This window comes from Pseudomonas sp. HB05 (assembly GCF_016756915.1).
GTDB lineage: Bacteria > Pseudomonadota > Gammaproteobacteria > Pseudomonadales > Pseudomonadaceae > Aquipseudomonas > Aquipseudomonas alvandae.
On sequence record NZ_JAESPG010000011.1, the window covers coordinates 22,514 to 42,617 of the forward strand.

At 61.3% G+C, this 20,104-nt stretch carries 12 protein-coding genes; 4 read left to right on the forward strand and 8 right to left on the reverse strand.

Annotated features, from left to right (window positions below; all coding sequences use genetic code 11):
* Nucleotides 1–3 precede the first annotated feature (3 nt).
* The 8 genes from JMN22_RS12505 to tssB all read right to left on the reverse strand — a co-directional run bounded on the left by JMN22_RS12505 (nt 4) and on the right by tssB (nt 12,512).
* Complete coding sequence (locus JMN22_RS12505; RefSeq protein WP_198796936.1) at nt 4–3,354, reverse strand: type VI secretion system Vgr family protein; 3,351 nt, start codon at nt 3,352–3,354, stop codon at nt 4–6.
* Complete coding sequence (gene tssH, locus JMN22_RS12510) at nt 3,351–6,014, reverse strand: type VI secretion system ATPase TssH (RefSeq protein WP_198796937.1); 2,664 nt, start codon at nt 6,012–6,014, stop codon at nt 3,351–3,353. Before tssH ends, JMN22_RS12505 begins: the two co-directional genes overlap by 4 nt.
* A 144-nt stretch (nt 6,015–6,158) precedes the next feature.
* Complete coding sequence (locus JMN22_RS12515) at nt 6,159–6,650, reverse strand: Hcp family type VI secretion system effector (RefSeq protein WP_030138671.1); 492 nt, start codon at nt 6,648–6,650, stop codon at nt 6,159–6,161.
* A 13-nt stretch (nt 6,651–6,663) separates the two neighbouring features.
* Entirely contained in the window at nt 6,664–8,388 is a 1,725-nt protein-coding gene (locus JMN22_RS12520; protein ID WP_198796938.1) for an OmpA family protein, read from the reverse strand.
* Nucleotides 8,389–8,396: 8 nt separating this feature from the next.
* A complete protein-coding gene (gene tssL / locus JMN22_RS12525) occupies nt 8,397–9,065 on the reverse strand; it encodes a type VI secretion system protein TssL, short form (RefSeq protein WP_198796939.1) in 669 nt (222 codons plus the stop codon).
* Nucleotides 9,062–10,414 carry a type VI secretion system baseplate subunit TssK gene (gene tssK, locus JMN22_RS12530; RefSeq protein ID WP_198796940.1) on the reverse strand — a complete coding sequence of 451 codons (1,353 nt, stop codon included), beginning with the start codon at nt 10,412–10,414 and terminating at the stop codon, nt 9,062–9,064. Before tssK ends, tssL begins: the two co-directional genes overlap by 4 nt.
* 23 nt (nt 10,415–10,437) lie before the next feature.
* Nucleotides 10,438–11,973, reverse strand: a complete 1,536-nt coding sequence (gene tssC, locus JMN22_RS12535; protein ID WP_030138667.1) for a type VI secretion system contractile sheath large subunit — start codon at nt 11,971–11,973, stop codon at nt 10,438–10,440.
* Between the two features lie 35 nt (nt 11,974–12,008).
* Nucleotides 12,009–12,512 (reverse strand): type VI secretion system contractile sheath small subunit, encoded by a 504-nt coding sequence (gene tssB / locus JMN22_RS12540; protein WP_030138666.1) that lies wholly within the window; start codon nt 12,510–12,512, stop codon nt 12,009–12,011.
* A gap of 546 nt (nt 12,513–13,058) precedes the next feature.
* Between tssB and JMN22_RS12545 the strand changes: the two genes are divergently transcribed.
* The 4 genes from JMN22_RS12545 (at nt 13,059) to JMN22_RS12560 (ending at nt 19,879) form a co-directional block, all read left to right on the forward strand.
* Nucleotides 13,059–13,820, forward strand: coding sequence for a substrate-binding periplasmic protein (locus JMN22_RS12545; protein ID WP_030138665.1), 762 nt, complete (start codon nt 13,059–13,061; stop codon nt 13,818–13,820).
* Nucleotides 13,821–14,009: 189 nt separating this feature from the next.
* Nucleotides 14,010–15,263, forward strand: a complete 1,254-nt coding sequence (gene mexE / locus JMN22_RS12550) for a multidrug efflux RND transporter periplasmic adaptor subunit MexE (protein WP_198796941.1) — start codon at nt 14,010–14,012, stop codon at nt 15,261–15,263.
* A 15-nt stretch (nt 15,264–15,278) separates the two neighbouring features.
* Nucleotides 15,279–18,458 carry an efflux RND transporter permease subunit gene (locus JMN22_RS12555; protein WP_030138663.1) on the forward strand — a complete coding sequence of 1,060 codons (3,180 nt, stop codon included), beginning with the start codon at nt 15,279–15,281 and terminating at the stop codon, nt 18,456–18,458.
* Nucleotides 18,455–19,879, forward strand: coding sequence for an efflux transporter outer membrane subunit (locus tag JMN22_RS12560; protein WP_030138662.1), 1,425 nt, complete (start codon nt 18,455–18,457; stop codon nt 19,877–19,879). Before JMN22_RS12555 ends, JMN22_RS12560 begins: the two co-directional genes overlap by 4 nt.
* The last annotated feature ends 225 nt before the right edge of the window (nt 19,880–20,104 follow it).

Sequence of the window (20,104 nt, forward strand, 5' to 3'; positions counted from 1 at the left end):
GTTCTACGCCTTATTGGGAAGATTAGCCTTGTTGGCAGGGGCTGCTAGAAGCCCCGCTACTGTTGAGGCGAGAAGACTAGGACTCTGTGTAGAGTTCCGCTTATTCCATACAGCACGGGCATCCCTCATAATGCAAATCATGTAATAGTCGGAAACAATCTCCCCCTGCTGCTCCATGTTGTAATCAGAAAAAACCCCGCCAGCACTCAAAGTATACTTGTACGCCTCTGCCCCGCGACTACTCACTGACATACCTTTATGTTTCACAGGATAGCCAAGTTGATGCTGCCAAACATGAGTCATCTCATGCATAAACAAAGCCTTGTACTCGCCGTCAATCGTATTGGAGAAATCGTCCCTGTAGTACTCGGTACTTGCTGGGTAATACATCTCCCCATTGGGCGTAACAGCCGTATTCTGAAATCCCAGAAACAACCACCACCCACCGTGGTGTACTTTGACTTTCGTATAGTTGATTGCATCCTTGAATACGGTTCTAGCCATGGCGATCTCGCCCGCAGTCAGCGCTCGTTTTTTGCCTTCAGGCAGCGGGATGTTTCGGGTGGAAGTACCGACATTCGTGTCGTTGGTAGAAACGTCCAAGGGCCTCAAATCAATGTCCAGTGACGTCTGGGCGTTAAGTGCCGCGCAGCAGAAAGATTCCATTTTTTCAGGAGGAAAGAGCTTCAGCTGAGTGACCTGTATGGGTTTTTCGGTTACGAGGCGCCCCGTGTAGCCCTGTTCATCCGTCACGCCTTCCACGGTGCTGCCATCCACCAAGGTGACCGAATATCTGAGATTGCTTGCCAAATCACCGTTAGGACCGATCAAGCGAAGTTGTTCGTCATAAACTGCTTCAGGCAATTCAACCCGCAAATCCCCCGGCACCAAGGTATTGACACTCAAGGTCCGCCCATCCCTGTCCGTTACCCCATTGAACACATCCCCCTGTTGGGTCGTAACGCGATAGCGGGCAAACGGCATCGCTGCCTGGGCGTCGTCTTTGAGCGTATAGCCGGCGGCATAACCGGCTGGTAAAGGGGATGCGGGTGTGTTCAGGCTGGCCCCTTGGGTTTTTTCCACATGGGTGGCCTTCAGATAAATATTGCCCGGCGCACCCAATTCGATATCTCCGTTTTTCAGGCGGATGTAGGCGCCGCCACAGTTGAGTACCAACTCCTGTGGAGCATTGATTTCCACGCGCCCTTGAACGCTTTCGATCTTCACGTCGGTCTTCGCCAAGGCATGAAGATCGTTGCCTTGAGCATGTAGCTCGACCTTCCCTTTGGCAGCCTTGAGTTGTAGGCCGGCTTCTTTGGCCACTACGCTGATGCCGCCCTGCGCGGTGGCGGTGATATTGTGGCCTGCGCCGATATCAGCGTTGTGCGCAGCGATGATGCCAACGCTTTCGGCGCCGGAGGCCAGGCATACGGCTTCGGGGCTGACCATGCCGATCCCGCTTGGGGCGTGCAGCAGTACGCCAGGTTGCTTCAATCCGTTGAGTGCCTGGTTCAGGCGTTGCTGGCTGTCGATGTCGCTTGGCGTTGCTTGAGCGCTACGGGCCGCTTCGGCCAAGGAGCGCGCCAGGGAGAGCGCGCTTTCCAACTGTTCAATGGCGGCCGTCATATCCAGCTGTTCACCCTTAGCCTTGACCTGCTCATCCGCACTGATAAACACCCCCCTGCCACCCCGAATCGCCCCCCAGCCATCGGTGCGCAACTCAAACCCTTCCCCACGTTTCTTGCGCGCGGCGTCCACCAGATGCCCCAGGTTCAACTGGCTCTTGCCACTGTGTTCGGTGCTGAGCTTGATGTGCTCCTGGCCGCGGGTGTCGTCCAGGCGCAGTTTGTTGTTGGTCGGGGTGCGCAGGACGTTGCGGCGTTCGTTGCGGGCGGTGACCGGGTCGGGGTGGCGGTCATCGTGCAGGGCGTGGGCGATGTAGGGGCGGTCGGGGTCACCGTGTTCGAAGGCGATGGCCACTTCGGTGCCGGCCTGCAGTGGGAAGTGCAGGCCGTGGGTGTCGCCGCCGTAGGGTCGGGCCAGGCGTAGCCAGGCGCTTTCGCGGCCGGGTTGCCAGGTGTCGCGGTCGAACAGGAAGCGCACTTTGTAGCGGCCCTCGAAGTCGAGGTCGGCGTACGGCGGGTTGACGACCGGGTGGCTGACGCGGGCGGGGATGGTGCCGCTCATGCGCGGCTTGGGCAGCAGCGCGGGGCGAAAGCACACGGTTTCCGAGTAGGGAATGGCTTGGAAGTGGGCGACGAAGCTGCGGTCGCGGGCCGCTTCGGTGCGCAGGCTGACGATCACCGCGCCGGTCCCGAAGGCCTTCGGCGCGCCGCCGGTGATGTCGAGGCGCTGCGCCGGGGCCAGGATGGCGCTGCTGGTGGTGCCGCTGAGGCGGGTCTGGTCGTTGAGGTAGAGCTCATGGCGCAGGCGGGCGTAGAAGAAACCGCTTTCGCTTTGCAGGTCTTCGTCCAGGGCGTAGCGCTCGCCCAGCACCGTGTAGGGTTCGCCGTAGTGATAGGCCTCGCCGTAGGTGCCCTTGGCGCCTCGGGTGTGGTCGACTTCGCCGTCCAAAAAGGCATGGGCCTCGCGGTGATGGTAGGCGCGAAAATTGATGGTTTTCTCGACCATCCGGTGGGCGGTCTGCAGGTTCCAGACGGCATCCTGGCCATCGGCGGACAAGCCCGACGGCGGGCGGCACGGCAACGTGACGCCGCGCTGGTAGTGCCGCTGATCGTCGTGAAACTCCACCACGTCGATGTTCAGGCGATCGTCGCTGGTGACGCGGTACCAGATGCCGACCTCGGCCAGCAGGCGATCGACGAAGGCCAGGTCGCTCTCGTCGTATTGCATGACCTGTTCGCGCCGGGGGTACTGGCGCACCAGGTTGAAATAGAACTCCTCGCCACGAAAATCGTGGCGCGTGCGCAGGATGTGCTCGACGATCTCGGGCACCGACTGCTGCTGGTAGATGCGAAACTGCTTGCCGCGCCCAAGCCGCGCGAAACGCGGTTGCAAGGTGATTTCATAGCGGGCTTCGTCGTTGGAGCCGGACAGGCGCTTGAAGCCTGAGATCACGCCATGAAAGGCGCGCAGCGGCTTGATCACCGGCGGCGTGAAACCCTTGGGCGTCGGCGGTGGCGGCACGGCGTACAGGTTGAAATAACCCCACCGGTTGAGCACGTCGGTGGCCGCCAGGTCGCGCTCGGTGCAGGTGAATTCGATGCGGTAGAGGTAGGGACGACTCAGGTGTTCCTCGCCGGTGAACGCCAGGACGTCGAGGTGGGCGTCGAGGCCGGAAACTCGCAAGGTGTGGCGGCTGTGGTCGAAGAAGGTCGGCATGGGCATGTTCATTGCGCAGGCTCCTTGACGACAGTCTCGGCGGCGTCCGCGCCATCGACGAAGCGCAGGGTAATCCCCTCCTCCTGGCAATAACCCAGGTGCACCCCGCGTGTGCGCAACTGCGCGGCCCGACGTTGCAGCAATTGTTGGCTCAGCACCGGCAGGATCTGTTCGTTGAGCAGGCTGTCGATGTTGCGCGCCCCGGTGTCGGGCAGCAGGCAAGCCGCAACCAAGGCCTCGTTCAGGGCGTCATCGATGTCACAGTCCAAGCCGTAGTGGCGCTGCAAACGCTTGGCCACCTGATCGAGCTTGATGGCGACGATGCATTGCAGGGCGTCGACGTGCAGCGGGCGATAGATGAGCGTCTGGAAGCGCGCCAGCAGGGCCGGCTGGAAGTGTCCGCGCAGGATCGGCCGCATGAGCTCATGCAGCGTGCTGTCCGGTGCGTCGGGTTGCTCCAGCAGACAGCCTTGCAGTGCGTCGCTGCCCAGGTTGGAGGTCATGAGGATGACGGTGTTGCGAAAGTCGATCTCGCGCCCTTCCCCGTCACGCATGAAACCGCGATCGAACACCTGGTAGAACAGGTTGAGCACGTCGTGGTGGGCTTTTTCCACCTCGTCGAGCAGCACGACGCTGTAAGGCCGTTGGCGCACGGCTTCGGTCAGCACACCGCCCTGCCCATACCCCACGTAACCGGGCGGCGATCCTTTGAGCTGACTGACGGTGTGGGCTTCCTGATATTCGGAAAGGTTGAGCGTGATGAGCGCTTTTTCCCCGCCGAACAGGCTGTCGGCCAGGGCCAGGGCGGTTTCGGTCTTGCCGACGCCGCTGGTGCCCACCAACAGGAAGACGCCCAGGGGCCCCTTGTCATCGGTGAGCCCTGTCTTCGCCGCCCGCAGGCGCTGGGCCAGCGCATTGAGCGCCGGGGCCTGGCCGATGACACGCTCGGCCAATTGTTGTTCCAGCTCCAGCAGATTGGTTTGTTCATCCTTGAGCAGGCTGCCCAGGGGCACACCGGTCCAATCAGCGATCACTTCAGCCACGCTGCGGGCATCGACGTCGAGGAACAACAAGGGTTGCTTGCCCTGGATTGCGTCCAGTTGCCGCTGCAACCGCGCGCACTCGGCCCGTTGCATGGGCTCGGCCTCGCGAGCGTCGAGCAACTGTTGGGACAACTTAAGCACTTGGCTGTATTGACACTCCAGCTCGACCCGAGCGTGTTCCAGCTCGGCGTGTTGCGCAGCGATTTGCATCAGCCGTTCGGTGTCGACGCTACCGCCCAGGCCTTGGTCCGCGTCCAGGGCCTGGCGCTCCAGTTCGAGGGCGACTTGTCGCGCCTTGATCCGGACCAGCGCCTGGGGTTCGCAATCGACACTCATGCGCACCCGTGCGCAGGCAGTGTCCAGCAGGTCGACGGCTTTGTCCGGCAACTGGCGCCCCGTGAGGTAGCGCCGCGACAGGCTGACGGCAGCCTGCACCGCCGCATCCTGGATGTGCACACCGTGGTGGCTGGCATACCGGGCCTTGAGCCCGCGCAACATCAGGCAGGCATTGGCGTCATCCGGCTCGTCGACCTTGACCTGCTGGAAGCGTCGCTCCAATGCCGCATCGCGTTCGAAGTATTGCTTGTACTCACTCCAGGTGGTGGCGGCGATGGTGCGCAACTCGCCACGGGCCAAGGCGGGCTTGAGCAGGTTTGCCGCATCCGCACCCCCCGCCTGGTTGCCGGCGCCGATCAGCGTATGGGCTTCATCGATAAACAGCAGGATCGGGGTTTCAGAGTGCTGCACCGCATCGATCACGCTCTTGAGGCGCTGCTCGAATTCGCCCTTTACCCCGGCGCCGGCCTGCAACAACCCCAAGTCCAGCGCCCGCACACTGACCGACTTGAGGCTGTCGGGCACGTCGCCCTGGGCGATGCGCAGCGCCAGTCCTTCGACCAGCGCGGTCTTGCCCACGCCGGGCTCGCCGACCAGGATCGGATTGTTCTTGCGTCGGCGACTCAAGATGTCGATGACCTGGCGTATTTCATCGTCGCGACCGAACACCGGATCGATCTGCCCTTCCCCGGCCCGGGCAGTGAGGTCCTGGGTGAATCTGTCCAACAGCGCCCGCCGTGCATCGGGCATCGCGGTAGCGTCGGCGGCAGACTCGCTCAGCATCCCCTCCGTCCCGCCGACGACGAGCGCTTGCGCATCGGGACGCTCTTCGGAGATGTGATCCAGCAACCCGGACAACCGCTGCAACTGCGGCTCGCCAAGGCTGAGCAATGGCCAGGCCGCTTCGCAGGCCAGCAGGCCGGGCGCGTCCATCAAAGCCCCCAGCAGATGGGCGGAGCGCAACCGTTCGTTGTCATCATCCAGCGAGGCGCGCAACCAGGCATTCTTGATCAACTGCTGCAACGGCTCCGACAGCTGTGGCTTGGCCTGGACGCTGCGCGGCAGGTTATCGAGGTGGCTGAGCAAGCCACACCAAAGCGCCTCCAGGTCCAATTCGTGACGGCGCGCGATGACGGTCAGGTCGCCCTCGCCCTGCCCCAGCAACTTGAGCAGCCAATGCTCGATGGTGATGTGCGCATGGGCCCGGCTCTGGCACAGCGACGCCGCGTCGCTCAGGGCTTGGGCGCAATAGGGATTCAGACGGCGAAGCAGACGCGTGGGGCTCTGTACCATGGGTGGCATCCTTGTGCGGGTTTCGGTAGTGATCGGGCAGCGATGGGCGAAAAACGGATGTGCTTGGCTGAGCGCCCGCGAACGGACGCTCAACCCAGCACACCGGCAATCGACAGGCGCAGGCGGCCTGTCGATGCCCGCGCGTCAGGCGCTTTGGCGCTCGCTCCAGGAATCGGAATGGATGATGTTGCCGTCCTTGTAGGTCCAGGTGACCTTCTCGTAGCGCAACTCAATCTGTTCCAGGTGGTTGTGTTTCTCCTTGGTCGGGTCCTTGACGTCGTGCATTTTTGGCGCGACTTTCACCACCTTGACGTTCTCCAGCTTGGTGATGAAATACTCGACCTCCTGCCCGGCATCATCGATGCGGTACCACTTGAACTCGGCGCTCTTGAGGGTCTGGCCGGTCGTCACGGCCTTGTAGAGGTAGGGACTGGAAGCGTCGATTTCCTTGGAAAACAGGAACGGCGTGTGAACCCGCGCGCCCGTCAGCTTGCCGGTGCTGTTGTCGGTCGGGATGTACAGGCTGTGGTCCTGGGCGATGACTTCAATGCTGCCCTCGCGCTTTTGCACGTCCACCGAACCCTTGATCTCTGCGCCGCCGTCATCTTGCAGCCAGAGGTAAACGGGAATTGCCATGTGAAGCTCCTTTTCATAGATCGTCGCGGGATGCGACGGGGGGGTGACTGTCCGGCCCTGTCGTGGGGAATACGCAAGCGCCCACCTCAGGTACCAGACGGATATCGACGCGACGGTTGGCTGCGCGCCCCGCCTCGGTATCATTGCCGGCAATCGGTTGGCTGGCGCCGAACCCCTGCACGGCAAAACAGCTGTCGGGAATGCCGCCCACCTGCAGCATCCATTCATGCACGGCGGCAGCACGTTCGCGGGACAACCGCAGGTTCTGCGCGGCATCGCCCGTGGCATCGGTGTGCCCGGCGATGACGATCAACCAGCCGGGCTGGGCCTTGATCCCGACCAGCGCATTGACCAGCACCTTGGTGGAGTCAGGCTTGAGCCGCGCGCTGCCCGGACTGAACAGCGACAAACTGTCCAGTCTCACCGGCTGGGAAGCCGGCAAAGTCATGGACCCGGACGACACCCGGCGATGGGAAAGAACCGCCAGCAACGGCTCACGCAGAGGGGCACCGCGATACAGCCCCAGGCCCAACGACAGGGGCTCGCCATGTCGGTGATAAGTGTCCAGGCGATGCGCGGCTTCACCGAGGATGGCCTCGGCTTCCTGTCGCCGAGGGGAGGTTCGTTGCAGTTGCGACTCCACCGCCAGGAGCGGCGCATAACGACGCAGGTCATCAGTCACTTGACGCACCAGCAAGGTGTTCTGCCATGCCGAATTGACCAGGGCGACCGCGCCAGCGATTCCGAACATCCACATCGCAAGGATGCTGGCGTGCTGTCGAGACGTACGCTGGGCACGCAATGGAATCAGGCTCAGCACAGGATCCGGAAACGGCAACACCGCCTTCGTGATGGCTCGCCTGGGGTCGACCAGCGCCACCTTGTCGCGTAGCCGCTGCTCCCACAGATTCCCTTCCACACCCCCAGTCGATGCGGGTACCGGCCTGATGACCCAGCACACCGCCGAGCCTCGATCAGCACCGACGGCACGTGCATTGAAGTGCGGCAGCACACTCTCGTGCAGCCATTGCACTGCGTTGTTCAACTGCACGCCGACCTGCATCCGCATCGCCCGCAAGGCTGAGTCGGTGGGCTGCCGGAGCCAATCGGCCAGGTCGACGCTGGCTCCGGCATCAAGAACGCGAGGACTCGGCTGGCCACCCGTCCAACAGAACCACGGAGCCTCGCCCCGCGGTGCATGGAAATAGCTCACCATCGTCAGCGGCATTGACGTCCCCTGACCCGCCAGCGTGACTTGATGACGAAACGTCCGTATCCGCCCCGCCAGTTCAGCTTCATCGCTGTGTGCCGCGGGGTTGATGATGAACATGACGCTGAGCTGAGCGCCCCATCCCGGACGCAACGCCAGGATGCTCTCGGTCACATTGGGGAGCTGATCGAGCCCTGGTACACGTACATAGCAACCTTGATGGGTCACCCGTACGACCAACTCCAGTTCGGGGATACTGCCGAACAAACCGTCCAGGCCATCGCCGCAGACCAGCACCACAGGCCGACGAAACGAGGCTGGGGGCACGGACACGTTGGCGGCGAGTTTCACCGATTCACGCAAACGCGCGACACGCCGGTTGGCCACGACCCAACCCACCGCCGTGACACTCACCATGCCCAGCATGACGACCACGCGTATCCATGTGGCAAGCGGGAGCATGAGCAGCAATGCCAGGACAAGGATCCCGGCCCATAGCCAAAGGACTCGTTGCAACTGGATTGTCATAAGGCGCCTCACGCCTGGCCGGGCATGAGGGAAGCAACCACGCCGGTCAGCCAGCGGTCCATCGTCCACCAGACGCCGGCGAGCAGTAGCGCCACCGCCATGCCGTGCATCCAGGGGGATCGGTACCGGGCCAGGCGACCGCCCTTTCGGGTCACCAGGTTTGCGCTGATTTTCAGCGAGGTGACCCGTGCTTCGAGGGCCTCCAATACTTGCTCGCGCCCAGGGTCGGCAAGGTCCGCGTAACGACCTTTGAAACCCAGCATCAGGACTCGATGAAACACCGTCAGCACCCGCGGATCCGGTGACAATTCGCACAACACCAGACGAATCTCCTCGTAGAGGGACTCACCGGCCTGATGCCGGTTGAACAACTTGGCCTGCAGCGGTTCACAGGTCCATTCAGTCCGTACCTCGCCCTTGGTACAGAGGAGCACCGCCTCATCCAGCAGTGCGCATTGGGCGTGGTTGATGTGCTCGATGTCGCGCGGGTCCATGGCGATCTGTTCAAGCTGCTCCCGGACCTGCTCGACCTGGTCCAGGCAGAGTTGTTGCAGGGCCTTGGTGTCCGGCACCGACAGGCCCTGGCGTAGCTGGACCACCAGCAGATAGCTGTCCTGGAGCAAGGCGTCGATATCCGTCGTCAGTGCGCCTGGTTTTTTCGAGAAATTCAGAGTCATGTGCGTAGCACCGCAAACAGTTCAAGTTGGACTTGCGACAAGGTGCTGGGCACGTAGCAAGCGAAAGTCCCCGAAGTCAGCATGGCTTGCCCCTTGGGATGGCCAAGGTCGAGGGCGAAGTATTGGTTTTCCAGGCGCAGCGGGATGGCCGCCGGCACATGGTTGAGGGGTTTCAGCGGGACGCCATCGAGCGCCGCGTTGATCAGTTCGTCGACATCCGCTGGCGCGCCGATTTTGCATAGGCGAGGAAACTGATCCTGAAGCTGTGCCGCAGGTAACTGGCAGCGCACCGACAGGTAGAAGTCAGCCCCGTCGGGCTCACGAAGCCGAGCATCGTTGAGCGTCACTTGCCAGCGATTGGCGCTGTGCTCCAGCGCCAGGGCGATGACGCGCGACGGCAGGCTCGCTTCCAACAACGTAGCGATACAGCGCATCAGCGGCGGGAACACCGTTTCCAGGTGTTCATGGCGATAGGCTGGAATCTTGTCGATGTCGTGTTCCAGCGAAAACGTCAGCAGGCTGCCGGCCAGCTTGGCCAGTTCCAGGTAGACCTGCTCGGGGTGGCGTTGCGGATATGCCTTGAGATCGGCCAGTATCGGCTGGTAGGTGTTCAAGGCATTGAGCAACCAGAACAACGACACATCGGCGACGGCGAAATCGGCCATGCGCTGGTTGCTTTCCCGACGCATGCCCATGAGGCGCTGTCGCTTGGCGGACAACTGCGTCAACAGATTGTCCAGCTGGACCAGGAGCCCCGGATGCGCGGCAAAACTGAGCAGCGGCGGCACATAGGTCGGATCAAGACTCCACCTGCCCTGCCCTTCACGCACCAGGCGCGCGATGGGACAGGTCAGGTAGTCGCCGTTGTCGTCCGTATCCAGGCGCAGCGTCAGCGCATGTTCCAGCACGGCGATCGACTGGACTTCGTCTGCATACAGATCCTGGACCGGTCGCCAGTCCTGGCGATAGCGGGTTGGCCGGTCAGCCCGGCCCTCCTGCATCAGGCAGTTGTTGCCGTTGGCCTGTTCCAAGGGCAAGGCCAGCAGCACGAGCGCCTGCCCGGCGTCGTCGCTCATTAACCGCGACAACTCCAGCCCCGGCGGCAGGCGATCCACCCGTTCACTGTCGAGCAGGCTGCCGTCGGGCATGCGCACGCTCAGGCGGGTAGCCTTGAGCTTGCCCAGGCGCAATGCATCGGCGTCGAACTCAACAGCCTTCACGCCCCAAGGGTGCGCCAAGGCCAGGCTGGCGAGCTGCTCGTTGACCCACGCTTCCCAGCGCGCTTGTTGCTGAAACTGTTGCGCAGACAATAGGGTGCCGGACGTCCACAAGGGACGATCGATTTTCATGGCGTCGTTTCCTCGGGATTAAGTCAGGCTTTCGCCTTGGGCATTTGCGAAACCAGCGACAGGTTGACGTCCATGCCCTCCACCTGAAAGTGCGGCACGGCGTACAACTTGACCCGGAAGAAACCAGGGTTGTCCTCGATGTCTTCCACCGTCACCTTGGCATCACGCAGGGGGTGCGAGGCCTGCAGGGCATCGCCGGGATCGGTCATTTCGGTCACCAGCCCGCCGATCCATTTATTGAGTTCCAACTCCAGCAAGCGACGGTCCTTGGTGGTCCCGATGTTTTCGCGCTGGATCAATTTCAGGTAATGGGCAATGCGCGAGAGCAGGAAGATATAAGGCAGGCGCGCATTGATGCGGCTGTTGGCGGTGGCATCCGGCGTGTCGTACAACGCAGGCTTCTGGGCTGAACTGGCGGAGAAGAAACAGGCGTAGTCGCGGTTCTTGTAATACGACAGGGGAATGAAGCCGAGATTGGCGAATTCGAACTCGCGGGTTTCCGGGATCATCACCTCCGAAGGAATCTTGACCTGGTTGCCGGTACCCAGGTCATACAAGTGGATCGGCAGGTCCGTGACCGCGCCCCCCGACTGAGGCCCACGAATCTGCACGCACCAACCATTGGCGATAAAGCTCTTGACCATGTTGGCGGCAAACGCGAAGGACGCGTTGGTCCACAAATACTTGTCGTGATCAGGGCCCTTGACGCTTTCGACGTAGTTGAAGCTGCGCACGGGAATCGTATCCGGCCCATAGGGCAGGCGCCCCAGGACCCGCGGCATGGTCAGGCCGACGTAACGCGCATCGTCACTGTCACGGAAGGCCTTCCACTTGATGTACTCGGCTCGATCGAAGTAATTGCCGATGTCCTTGATGGCGGCCACCTCCTCCATGGATTGCTTGCCAAAGAATGCCGGCCCCACCGAACCGATAAAGGGCATGTGCGCCGCCGCGGCCACTTTCGAAATATTGCGCAGCAAGGCAATGTCCTGCGGGCTGCGATCGAATTCGTAATTGGAAATGGCGGCCGCGATTGGCTCCCCGCCTGGCGTGTCGTATTCGCGGGTGTAGGTGTGCAGGTACAAACCGCTCTGGGCGATTTCGGGGGCGTCTTCAAAATCCCGCACCAGGTCAGTCTTGCTGATATCCAGCAATTCGATGCGCACGTTCTGGCGAAAATCCGTCTGGTCGATCAAGGACTTGACGCCGCGCCAGGTTGATTCGACGCGTTGGAAGTCCGGGTGATGCATGACCGCATCGAGTTGACGACTGATCTGCGTGTCCAGCGAAGCGATATGCTCGTCGAGGAGCACTTTGTCCAATCGCTCCACTTTCTGCGGTGATTCCTTGAGCAACTTCAGGAACACACTGACAGCGGCAGTGACCCGTTCATCAACCGATGCCTCGGACAACGCCTCGGCGTGCTGGAAAGTTTCGATACTTCCCAGCTCAGCGACAGGGTTCAAATTTATCTTGCTGAACAGCGCCGCATAAACGCCCTTGTCTTCAGCCAACACTGTAGCGCCGCGCGATTGCACGTTAGAACTTTCAGTAGACATATATAGTTACTCTTATGGCCTGCCGGCGAAATGAATTAGCGGACTTCTTTTGGCGCCAATGCCGCCAGCTCAGTTCGGAGTTCATCACTGAGGGCTTCATCCTGGAGGATGCGCTCCAATTCGTGACGGAAGGTCATGTTGTCCAGCAGGTTCGACTTAAGGTCGCGTAACAGGTTGCGCATGGCCAACAGCGCCCGTAACTGCGGAATCTGGCGGGCCACTTGCTCCGGCTCAAAATCCTTCATCCGTTGAAAACTCAGTTCAACCGACATATCCGCCCCATCACCCGTCAGCGTGTTGCGCGCAGCGAATGCCAGGCGGGGGGAGAATTCCTCAAGGACGTTGTCGACGTTGTGTTTATCGATATTGACCTTCCCCCTCTCCGATAACGGGCGCTGCTCCTTGCCGTTACTGTAGTCCCCCATCACCATCAGCTTCAGCGGCAATTCAACTTTTTTCTGTGCGCCCCCAGTGTGTAGATCGAGTTTGATATTGACCCTGCTTTTGGGCACTTCATTTTGAAAACTGTACGATGCCATACTTGCTCCTTTGAAATGTTGGCAGGCAATGATTGAACATCTTCGTTGCTCTTCACCCTGCATCCCGCATCCTGCATTCACGCTTTTCGCCGTCTTAATGTAGCGACGAAATACAACGCCGGATAGCTTAAATCCACCCCTTTGAATAAAAAGGAATAGGCTCACAAAAAGGCGGACGGGGCCCTACAGAAAAAACTTACAAAAAACGCGAAATGAACGCGAAATGAACGCGCAATACTCCAACAAACAACTTATGTAGGAAAAGAATTACAGACGCGAGATTAGGAACAACGCGACTTTAAACATTCTTCGAGGTCTCCATTTTGAAAGACCGATCACAAAGGCCCAGGCTTTTGTCGCCCAAATGATCTATACCTTTCATAGACACGCAGTCAGGCCGACGTAACAGATGACGTGTCCGGACGAAACGAACGCGGCGAACCACTTTTGGGTGTGCTGCATCACATAACATAGGCCTGAAGCACCTGTTTACGGCGCCGCCCCGTAGAATGGGCACATTATTTTTCAATGCCTGAAGTCCCCATCATGACCCCAAGCAAGCGCGTTTCGAATCTGCCCATCAAAGCGCTATGCGGGCTTTGTCTATTGATGCCGCTGTTGGTCATGACTCATGCGGGCGGTGAGCCGTTGGAGCTGGAGCTGCATATCCCCGATGCGCCTCCGCTGACATTCGTCGACGACCCCAGGGGCCACGGGATTGCTGGCGATGTTGCCGTGGCGGCCATGGCCAAGGCCGGCTACGCGGTCAAAATCCATGTATTGCCCTGGGCCCGGGCGCAAAAGCACGTCAGCGAGGAACATGACTACCTGATCACCCCTCTTTCGCGCATTCCCTCCCGTGAGGATCGTTTCACCTGGATCGCTTCGATCATGCCCATGGAGCGTGCCTTCTTCAGCCTTGACCGGCGAGTGAACAGCTTCGCCCAAGCGAGAGAAACCTACCGCAAGATCGGGGTCGGCCTCGGCAGCGCGCAAGAGGATATCCTGCGTGCCGAGGGCTTCAGCGATGAGCAGATCTACCCCCTGGCCATTGGCGACAATCCCGCTCAACTGCTGCTGATGGGGCGTATCGATGCCTGGTTCAACGGTGTTCCCGAGAGCCGCTATATCTGGCCGAAAGTGTCCAAGCGCAAATTGCTGATGAGTTCGGTTGGCAGCAGCGCCGAGCTTTACCTCGCCTGTTCACGGCAGTGCTCGCCCAAAATCGTCGAAGACTTGCGGGGGGCCGTGGAGGCCCTTCGCAAAGAAGGCGAAATCAAGCGAATCCATGACATTTACTTGCCGTGACAAATGACAAGGCCAACCTGACGAGACATCAGCCAAATTGATAGCCTACTAACGAAAGCCCCGGACTAGAGGGCTCATCGATGGCTTATATCATTCCGAATGATAGTTACCTTTGTTTCATTCGATTCGTTCCTCTGCGCCTCGACACGCATCATCCGCCCATCTCAATACACTTGGCGGATGCTATCCATGGAACATTCACTTTCTAAATTGCGCTTTCCCCTCGCACTGTTGGCGGTGCTGGTGATCAGCGCTTGCGGCAAGACCCCCGAAACGGCAGCTTCCATGCCGGCGGCCAAAGTCAGTGTGGCCAAGGTACTGGAGCAGCCCGTCAACGAATGGGATGAGTTCACCGGGCGCCTCGAAGCACCGGAAACCGTCGAGATTCGCCCACGTGTCTCGGGGCAGATCGATGAAGTCGCCTTCACCGAAGGCGCGCTGGTCAAGAAAGGCGACCTGCTGTTCCAGATCGACCCTCGCCCCTTCCAGGCTGAAGTGCGTCGTCTCGAAGCCCAACTGGCCCAGGCCCGCGCCACCGCGACTCGCAGCGAGAACGAAGCCCAGCGTGGCGAACGCCTGCGCTTGAGCAATGCGATTTCCGCTGAATTGGCGGATTCGCGCACCACCGCCGCCCAGGAAGCCCGCGCTGCCGTGGCGGGCATCCAGGCGCAGTTGGACCTGGCCAAGCTGAACCTGAGCTTTACCCGGGTCACCTCGCCCATCAACGGTCGTGTCAGCCGGGCGGAAATCACCGCTGGCAACCTGGTGACCGCCGATGTCACGCCGCTGACCAGCGTGGTGTCCACCGACAAGGTCTACGCCTATTTCGACGCCGACGAACGCGTGTTCCTCAAGTACACCCAACTCGCCCGCCAGGGCCAGCGCGGCCAGGCCACGCCGGTCTACATGGGCCTGTCCAACGAAGAGGGCAACCCGCACCTGGGCCAGATGAACTTCGTCGACAACCAGGTCAACCCGCAAACCGGCACCATCCGTGGTCGCGCGGTGTTCGACAACAAGGACGGCGCCTACACCCCTGGCCTCTACGCTCGGTTGAAACTGGTGGGCAGCGGCACCTATTCCGCCGTGCTGATCAACGACGAAGCCGTGGGCACCGACTTGGGCAAGAAATTCGTCCTGGTGATGGACGCCGAGAACAAGCCTGCCTACCGCGCCGTCGAGCTGGGTCCGAAGATCGAAGGCCTGCGCATCGTTCGCAACGGCTTGAACAAGGAAGACACCATCATCGTCAAGGGGCTGCAACGGGCCCGTCCGGGTTCGCCGGTCACGCCTGAAACCGTGCCGATGGCCAGCGAGCAAACCCTCGCCGCCCTGGCACAACAACGTAAAGCGCTCGAAGCCAGCAACCTGCCACAAGTCGCGCCGTCCAAGGCAGCGTCCAGCTCGGCAGGCAAACTGGCCTCTGCGTCCCCACGCGGTTAAGGGACTGAATCCAAGATGAAATTTTCCCAGTTCTTCATTTCGCGGCCGATCTTCGCAGCGGTGCTCTCGCTGTTGATCCTGATCGCCGGCGCCATTTCGCTGTTCCAGTTGCCGATCAGCGAATACCCGGAAGTCGTGCCGCCGACCGTGGTCGTGCGCGCCAACTTCCCGGGCGCCAACCCCAAGGTCATCGGCGAAACCGTTGCCGCGCCCCTGGAACAAGCCATCACCGGCGTCGAGAACATGCTCTACATGTCCTCGCAGTCGACTGCTGACGGCAAGATCACCCTGACCATCACCTTCGCCCTGGGCACCGACCTGGACAACGCCCAGGTGCAAGTGCAGAACCGCGTCACCCGCACCGAGCCCAAGTTGCCGGAGGAAGTGACCCGCATCGGTATCACGGTGGACAAGGCATCGCCCGACCTGACCATGGTCGTGCACTTGACCTCGCCGGACAAACGCTACGACATGCTCTACCTGTCCAACTACGCCTTGCTCAATATCAAGGATGAGCTGGCGCGCCTGGGTGGCGTGGGTGACGTGCAGCTGTTCGGCATGGGCGACTACTCCCTGCGAGTCTGGCTGGATCCGAACAAGACCGCTTCGCGCAACCTGACCGCCACCGACGTGGTCACGGCGATCCGCGAGCAGAACCGCCAGGTTGCCGCCGGTGCCCTGGGTGCGCCGCCAGCCCCTAACGCCACGGCGTTCCAGCTGTCGGTCAACACCCAGGGTCGCCTGGTAAACGAAGAAGAGTTCGAGAACATCATCATTCGTTCCGGCGCCAACGGTGAAATCACCCGCCTGAAGGACATCGCACGGGTAGAGCTGGGTTCCAGCCAATACGCCCTGCGCTCGCTGCTCGATAATCAACCGGCAGTGGCAATCCCGATCTTCCAGCGTCCAGGCTCCAACGCCATCCAGATTTCCAACGATGTGCGCGCGAAAATGGACGAGCTGAAGAAAGGCTTCCCGGCCGGCATGGACTACAGCATCGTCTATGACCCGACGATCTTCGTTCGTGGCTCCATCGAAGCGGTGGTCCACACCCTGTTCGAAGCGCTGATCCTCGTGGTGCTGGTGGTCATCCTGTTCCTGCAGACCTGGCGCGCCTCGATCATCCCGCTGGTCGCCGTACCGGTGTCGCTGATCGGTACATTCGCGGTCATGCACTTGTTCGGCTTCTCATTGAACGCCTTGTCGCTGTTCGGCCTGGTACTGGCGATCGGTATCGTGGTGGACGACGCCATCGTGGTGGTGGAGAACGTCGAGCGAAATATCGAATTGGGACTCACCCCCGTGGAGGCGACCAAGCGCGCCATGGGCGAAGTGACCGGCCCGATCATCGCCACCGCCCTGGTGCTGTGCGCGGTCTTCGTTCCGGCGGCGTTCATCAGTGGCCTGACGGGTCAGTTCTATAAACAGTTCGCCCTGACCATTGCTATCTCCACGGTGATCTCGGCAGTCAACTCCCTGACCCTGTCGCCGGCCCTGGCCGCGGTGTTGCTCAAAGGCCATGACGCGCCCAAGGACCGTTTCTCCAAGTTCCTGGACAAGATTTTTGGTGGCTGGCTGTTCCGTCCGTTCAACCGTTTCTTCGAACGTGCCAGCCATGGCTACGTGGGCACGGTCGCTCGAGTGATCCGCAGCAGCGGCATCGCCCTGGTGCTCTACGCTGGCCTGATGGTGCTGACCTTCTTCGGTTTCTCCACCACGCCGACCGGCTTCGTGCCCGGCCAGGACAAGCAATACCTGGTGGCCTTCGCCCAACTGCCGGACGCCGCGAGCCTGGACCGCACCGAAGACGTGATCAAGCGCATGTCGGACCTGGCCCTCAAGCAACCGGGTGTTGAAAGCGCGGTGGCCTTCCCCGGCCTGTCGATCAACGGTTTCACCAACAGCCCGAACGCCGGCATCGTGTTCGTCACCCTGAAGCCCTTTGACGAGCGCAAGGACCCGAGCATGTCGGCCGGCGCCATCGCCGGTGCGTTGAACGGCAAATATTCGGAAATCCAGGAAGCCTACATGGCGATCTTCCCGCCGCCGCCGGTACAAGGGCTGGGCACGATCGGTGGTTTCCGCCTGCAAATCGAAGACCGGGGCAACCTGGGCTACGACGAGCTGTACAAAGAAACCATGAACATCATCACCAAGAGCCGCAGCGTGCCGGAACTGGCCGGTTTGTTCACCAGCTACACCGTGAACGTGCCGCAGGTCGATGCCGCCATCGACCGTGAAAAAGCCAAGACCCACGGCGTGGCCGTCAGCGACATCTTCGACACCCTGCAGATCTACCTGGGTTCGCTGTATGCCAACGACTTCAACCGCTTTGGCCGCACCTATCAGGTCAACGTCCAGGCCGAGCAACAGTTCCGCCTCGAATCGGACCAGATCGGCCAGCTCAAGGTGCGCAACAACCGTGGCGAGATGATCCCGCTGGCGACCTTCATCAAGGTCAGCGACACCTCGGGCCCGGACCGCGTGATGCACTACAACGGCTTCATCACCGCTGAAATCAACGGTGCCGCCGCCCCGGGCTACAGCTCCGGCCAGGCCGAGAAAGCCATCGAGAAACTGCTCAAGGACGAACTGCCCAACGGCATGACCTATGAGTGGACCGACCTGACCTACCAGCAGATTCTCTCGGGCAACACCGCGCTGTTCGTGTTCCCGCTCTGCGTATTGCTGGCGTTCCTGGTGCTCGCGGCGCAATACGAAAGCTGGAGCCTGCCGTTGGCGGTGATTCTGATCGTGCCGATGACCCTGTTGTCGGCGATCACCGGGGTGATTCTGTCCGGTGGCGACAACAACATCTTTACCCAGATCGGCTTGATCGTACTGGTGGGACTTGCCTGTAAGAACGCGATCCTCATCGTCGAGTTCGCCAAGGACAAGCAGCTTGAAGGCCTGAACCCGCTGGCAGCCGTATTGGAAGCTTGCCGCCTGCGTCTGCGGCCGATCCTGATGACGTCGTTCGCCTTCATCATGGGCGTGGTGCCCCTGGTGTTCTCCAGCGGCGCCGGTGCCGAAATGCGCCATGCCATGGGTGTCGCGGTGTTCTCCGGGATGCTTGGCGTAACCTTCTTCGGCCTGCTGCTCACCCCAGTGTTCTACGTCTTGATCCGTAACTTCGTCGAGCGCAGCGAGGCCCGCAAGGCGGCCCGTGCCTTGAAACTGGAGGCGCAACAATGAGTGTGAAAGCGTTCCTGCCGAGCTTGCTGGTGTTGGCGTTAAGCGCCTGTGCCGTGGGCCCGGACTACAAGGCGCCACAAACGGAGGCGGCGAACGTCACCACCGCTACCGACGGCGCCGCCGGCCAGAAGAACTTCGACCGCGCCCGCTTCGAAGGCGTCTGGTGGCAGCAATTCGACGACCCGACCCTCAATGCGCTGGTGACCCGTTCGCTGGAAGGCAACCGTGAGTTGCGCGTGGCCTTCGCCCGCCTGCGGGCCGCCCGGGCGATTCGCGACGACGCCAGCAACGACGTCATGCCGACCATTACCAGCCGCGCCAGCAGCAACATCGGCAAAGGCCAGAACCCGATGGGCCAGACGGACGACCGGGTCAACTCCGAGCGTTACGACCTGGGCCTGGACATGGCCTGGGAACTGGACTTGTTCGGACGCATCCGGCGCAACCTGGAAGCGACCGATGCCGACCAGCAAGCCGCCGAGGCCGATCTCTACCAACTGCAGGTGACCATGATCGCCGAGCTGGTGGACGCCTACGGCCAACTGCGCGGCGCGCAACTGCGGGAGAAAATCGCCCTGGCGAACCTGCAGAACCAGCAGGAGTCGCGCAAGATCACCGAAAGCCTGCGCGAAGCCGGCGTCGGCGATCAACTCGATGTGGTGCGCGCCGATGCCCGCCTGGCCGCAGTGGAAGCCAGCGTGCCGCAATTGCAGGCCGAACAGGCCCGTCAACGCAACCGCATCGCGACCTTGCTGGGCGAGCGCCCGGACAAGTTGACGGTGGATTTGAGCCCTAGACAGCTGCCGGCCATTGCCAAGGCTCTGCCCATTGGCGATCCGGGACAATTGTTGCAACGCCGTCCCGACATTCTCAGTGCCGAGCGTCAACTGGCTGCGGCCACGGCGCGCATCGGCGTGGCCAAGGCCGACCTGTTCCCGCGGGTCAGCCTGAGCGGTTTCCTCGGTTTTACCGCCGGACGCGGCTCGCAGATCGGCTCATCCGCGGCCAACGCCTGGGCACTGGGCCCGAGCATTACCTGGGCCGCTTTTGACCTGGGCAGCGTGCGCGCTCGCTTGCGTGGTGCCAACGCCGAAGCGGATGGCGCCCTGGCGAACTATGAACAGCAAGTGTTGCTGGCCCTGGAAGAATCGGAAAACGCCTTCAGCGACTACGGCAAACGTCAGCAACGCTTGATCTCGCTGATCCGCCAGAGCGAATCGAGCCGCGCCGCCGCCGACCTGGCCGAGATTCGCTACCGCGAAGGCACCGAGGACTTCCTCGTGCTGCTCGACGCCCAACGTGAACGCCTGGCCGCCGAAGACAGCCAGGCCCAGGCCGAAGTGGACCTGTATCGCGGCATCGTCGCAATCTACAAGGCCCTGGGCGGCGGCTGGCAACCGGAAACCGTCGCCAGCAACTGATAACCCCCTTCCCAACCGAGCTCCTTTGGTTGGCCGCAACCAACCAATTGTTTGCCCCGCGTCTCATTCGGACGCGGGGCTTTTTTTGTTTATCGCCCAAGGCCCGCTGTGGAAACGCCCTTTGTGGGAGCGAGCTTGCTCGCGATAGCAGTGTGTCAGTCAATATCTACCTCACTGATCCGACGCCATCGCGAGCAAGCTCGCTCCCACAGGTTCATGACTGCT

What these genes read in the sequence shown, in the direction of transcription:
- tssL (WP_198796939.1), bottom strand. Translation starts at nt 9,065, where the DNA reads ATGACTCTGAATTTCTCGAAAAAACCAGGCGCACTGACGACGGATATC.
- tssB (WP_030138666.1), bottom strand. Translation starts at nt 12,512, where the DNA reads ATGGCATCGTACAGTTTTCAAAATGAAGTGCCCAAAAGCAGGGTCAAT.
- JMN22_RS12555 (WP_030138663.1), top strand. Translation starts at nt 15,279, where the DNA reads ATGAAATTTTCCCAGTTCTTCATTTCGCGGCCGATCTTCGCAGCGGTG.
- tssH (WP_198796937.1), bottom strand. Translation starts at nt 6,014, where the DNA reads ATGGTACAGAGCCCCACGCGTCTGCTTCGCCGTCTGAATCCCTATTGC.
- tssK (WP_198796940.1), bottom strand. Translation starts at nt 10,414, where the DNA reads ATGAAAATCGATCGTCCCTTGTGGACGTCCGGCACCCTATTGTCTGCG.
- JMN22_RS12505 (WP_198796936.1), bottom strand. Translation starts at nt 3,354, where the DNA reads ATGAACATGCCCATGCCGACCTTCTTCGACCACAGCCGCCACACCTTG.
- JMN22_RS12545 (WP_030138665.1), top strand. Translation starts at nt 13,059, where the DNA reads ATGACCCCAAGCAAGCGCGTTTCGAATCTGCCCATCAAAGCGCTATGC.
- JMN22_RS12515 (WP_030138671.1), bottom strand. Translation starts at nt 6,650, where the DNA reads ATGGCAATTCCCGTTTACCTCTGGCTGCAAGATGACGGCGGCGCAGAG.
- tssC (WP_030138667.1), bottom strand. Translation starts at nt 11,973, where the DNA reads ATGTCTACTGAAAGTTCTAACGTGCAATCGCGCGGCGCTACAGTGTTG.
- JMN22_RS12560 (WP_030138662.1), top strand. Translation starts at nt 18,455, where the DNA reads ATGAGTGTGAAAGCGTTCCTGCCGAGCTTGCTGGTGTTGGCGTTAAGC.
- JMN22_RS12520 (WP_198796938.1), bottom strand. Translation starts at nt 8,388, where the DNA reads ATGACAATCCAGTTGCAACGAGTCCTTTGGCTATGGGCCGGGATCCTT.
- mexE (WP_198796941.1), top strand. Translation starts at nt 14,010, where the DNA reads ATGGAACATTCACTTTCTAAATTGCGCTTTCCCCTCGCACTGTTGGCG.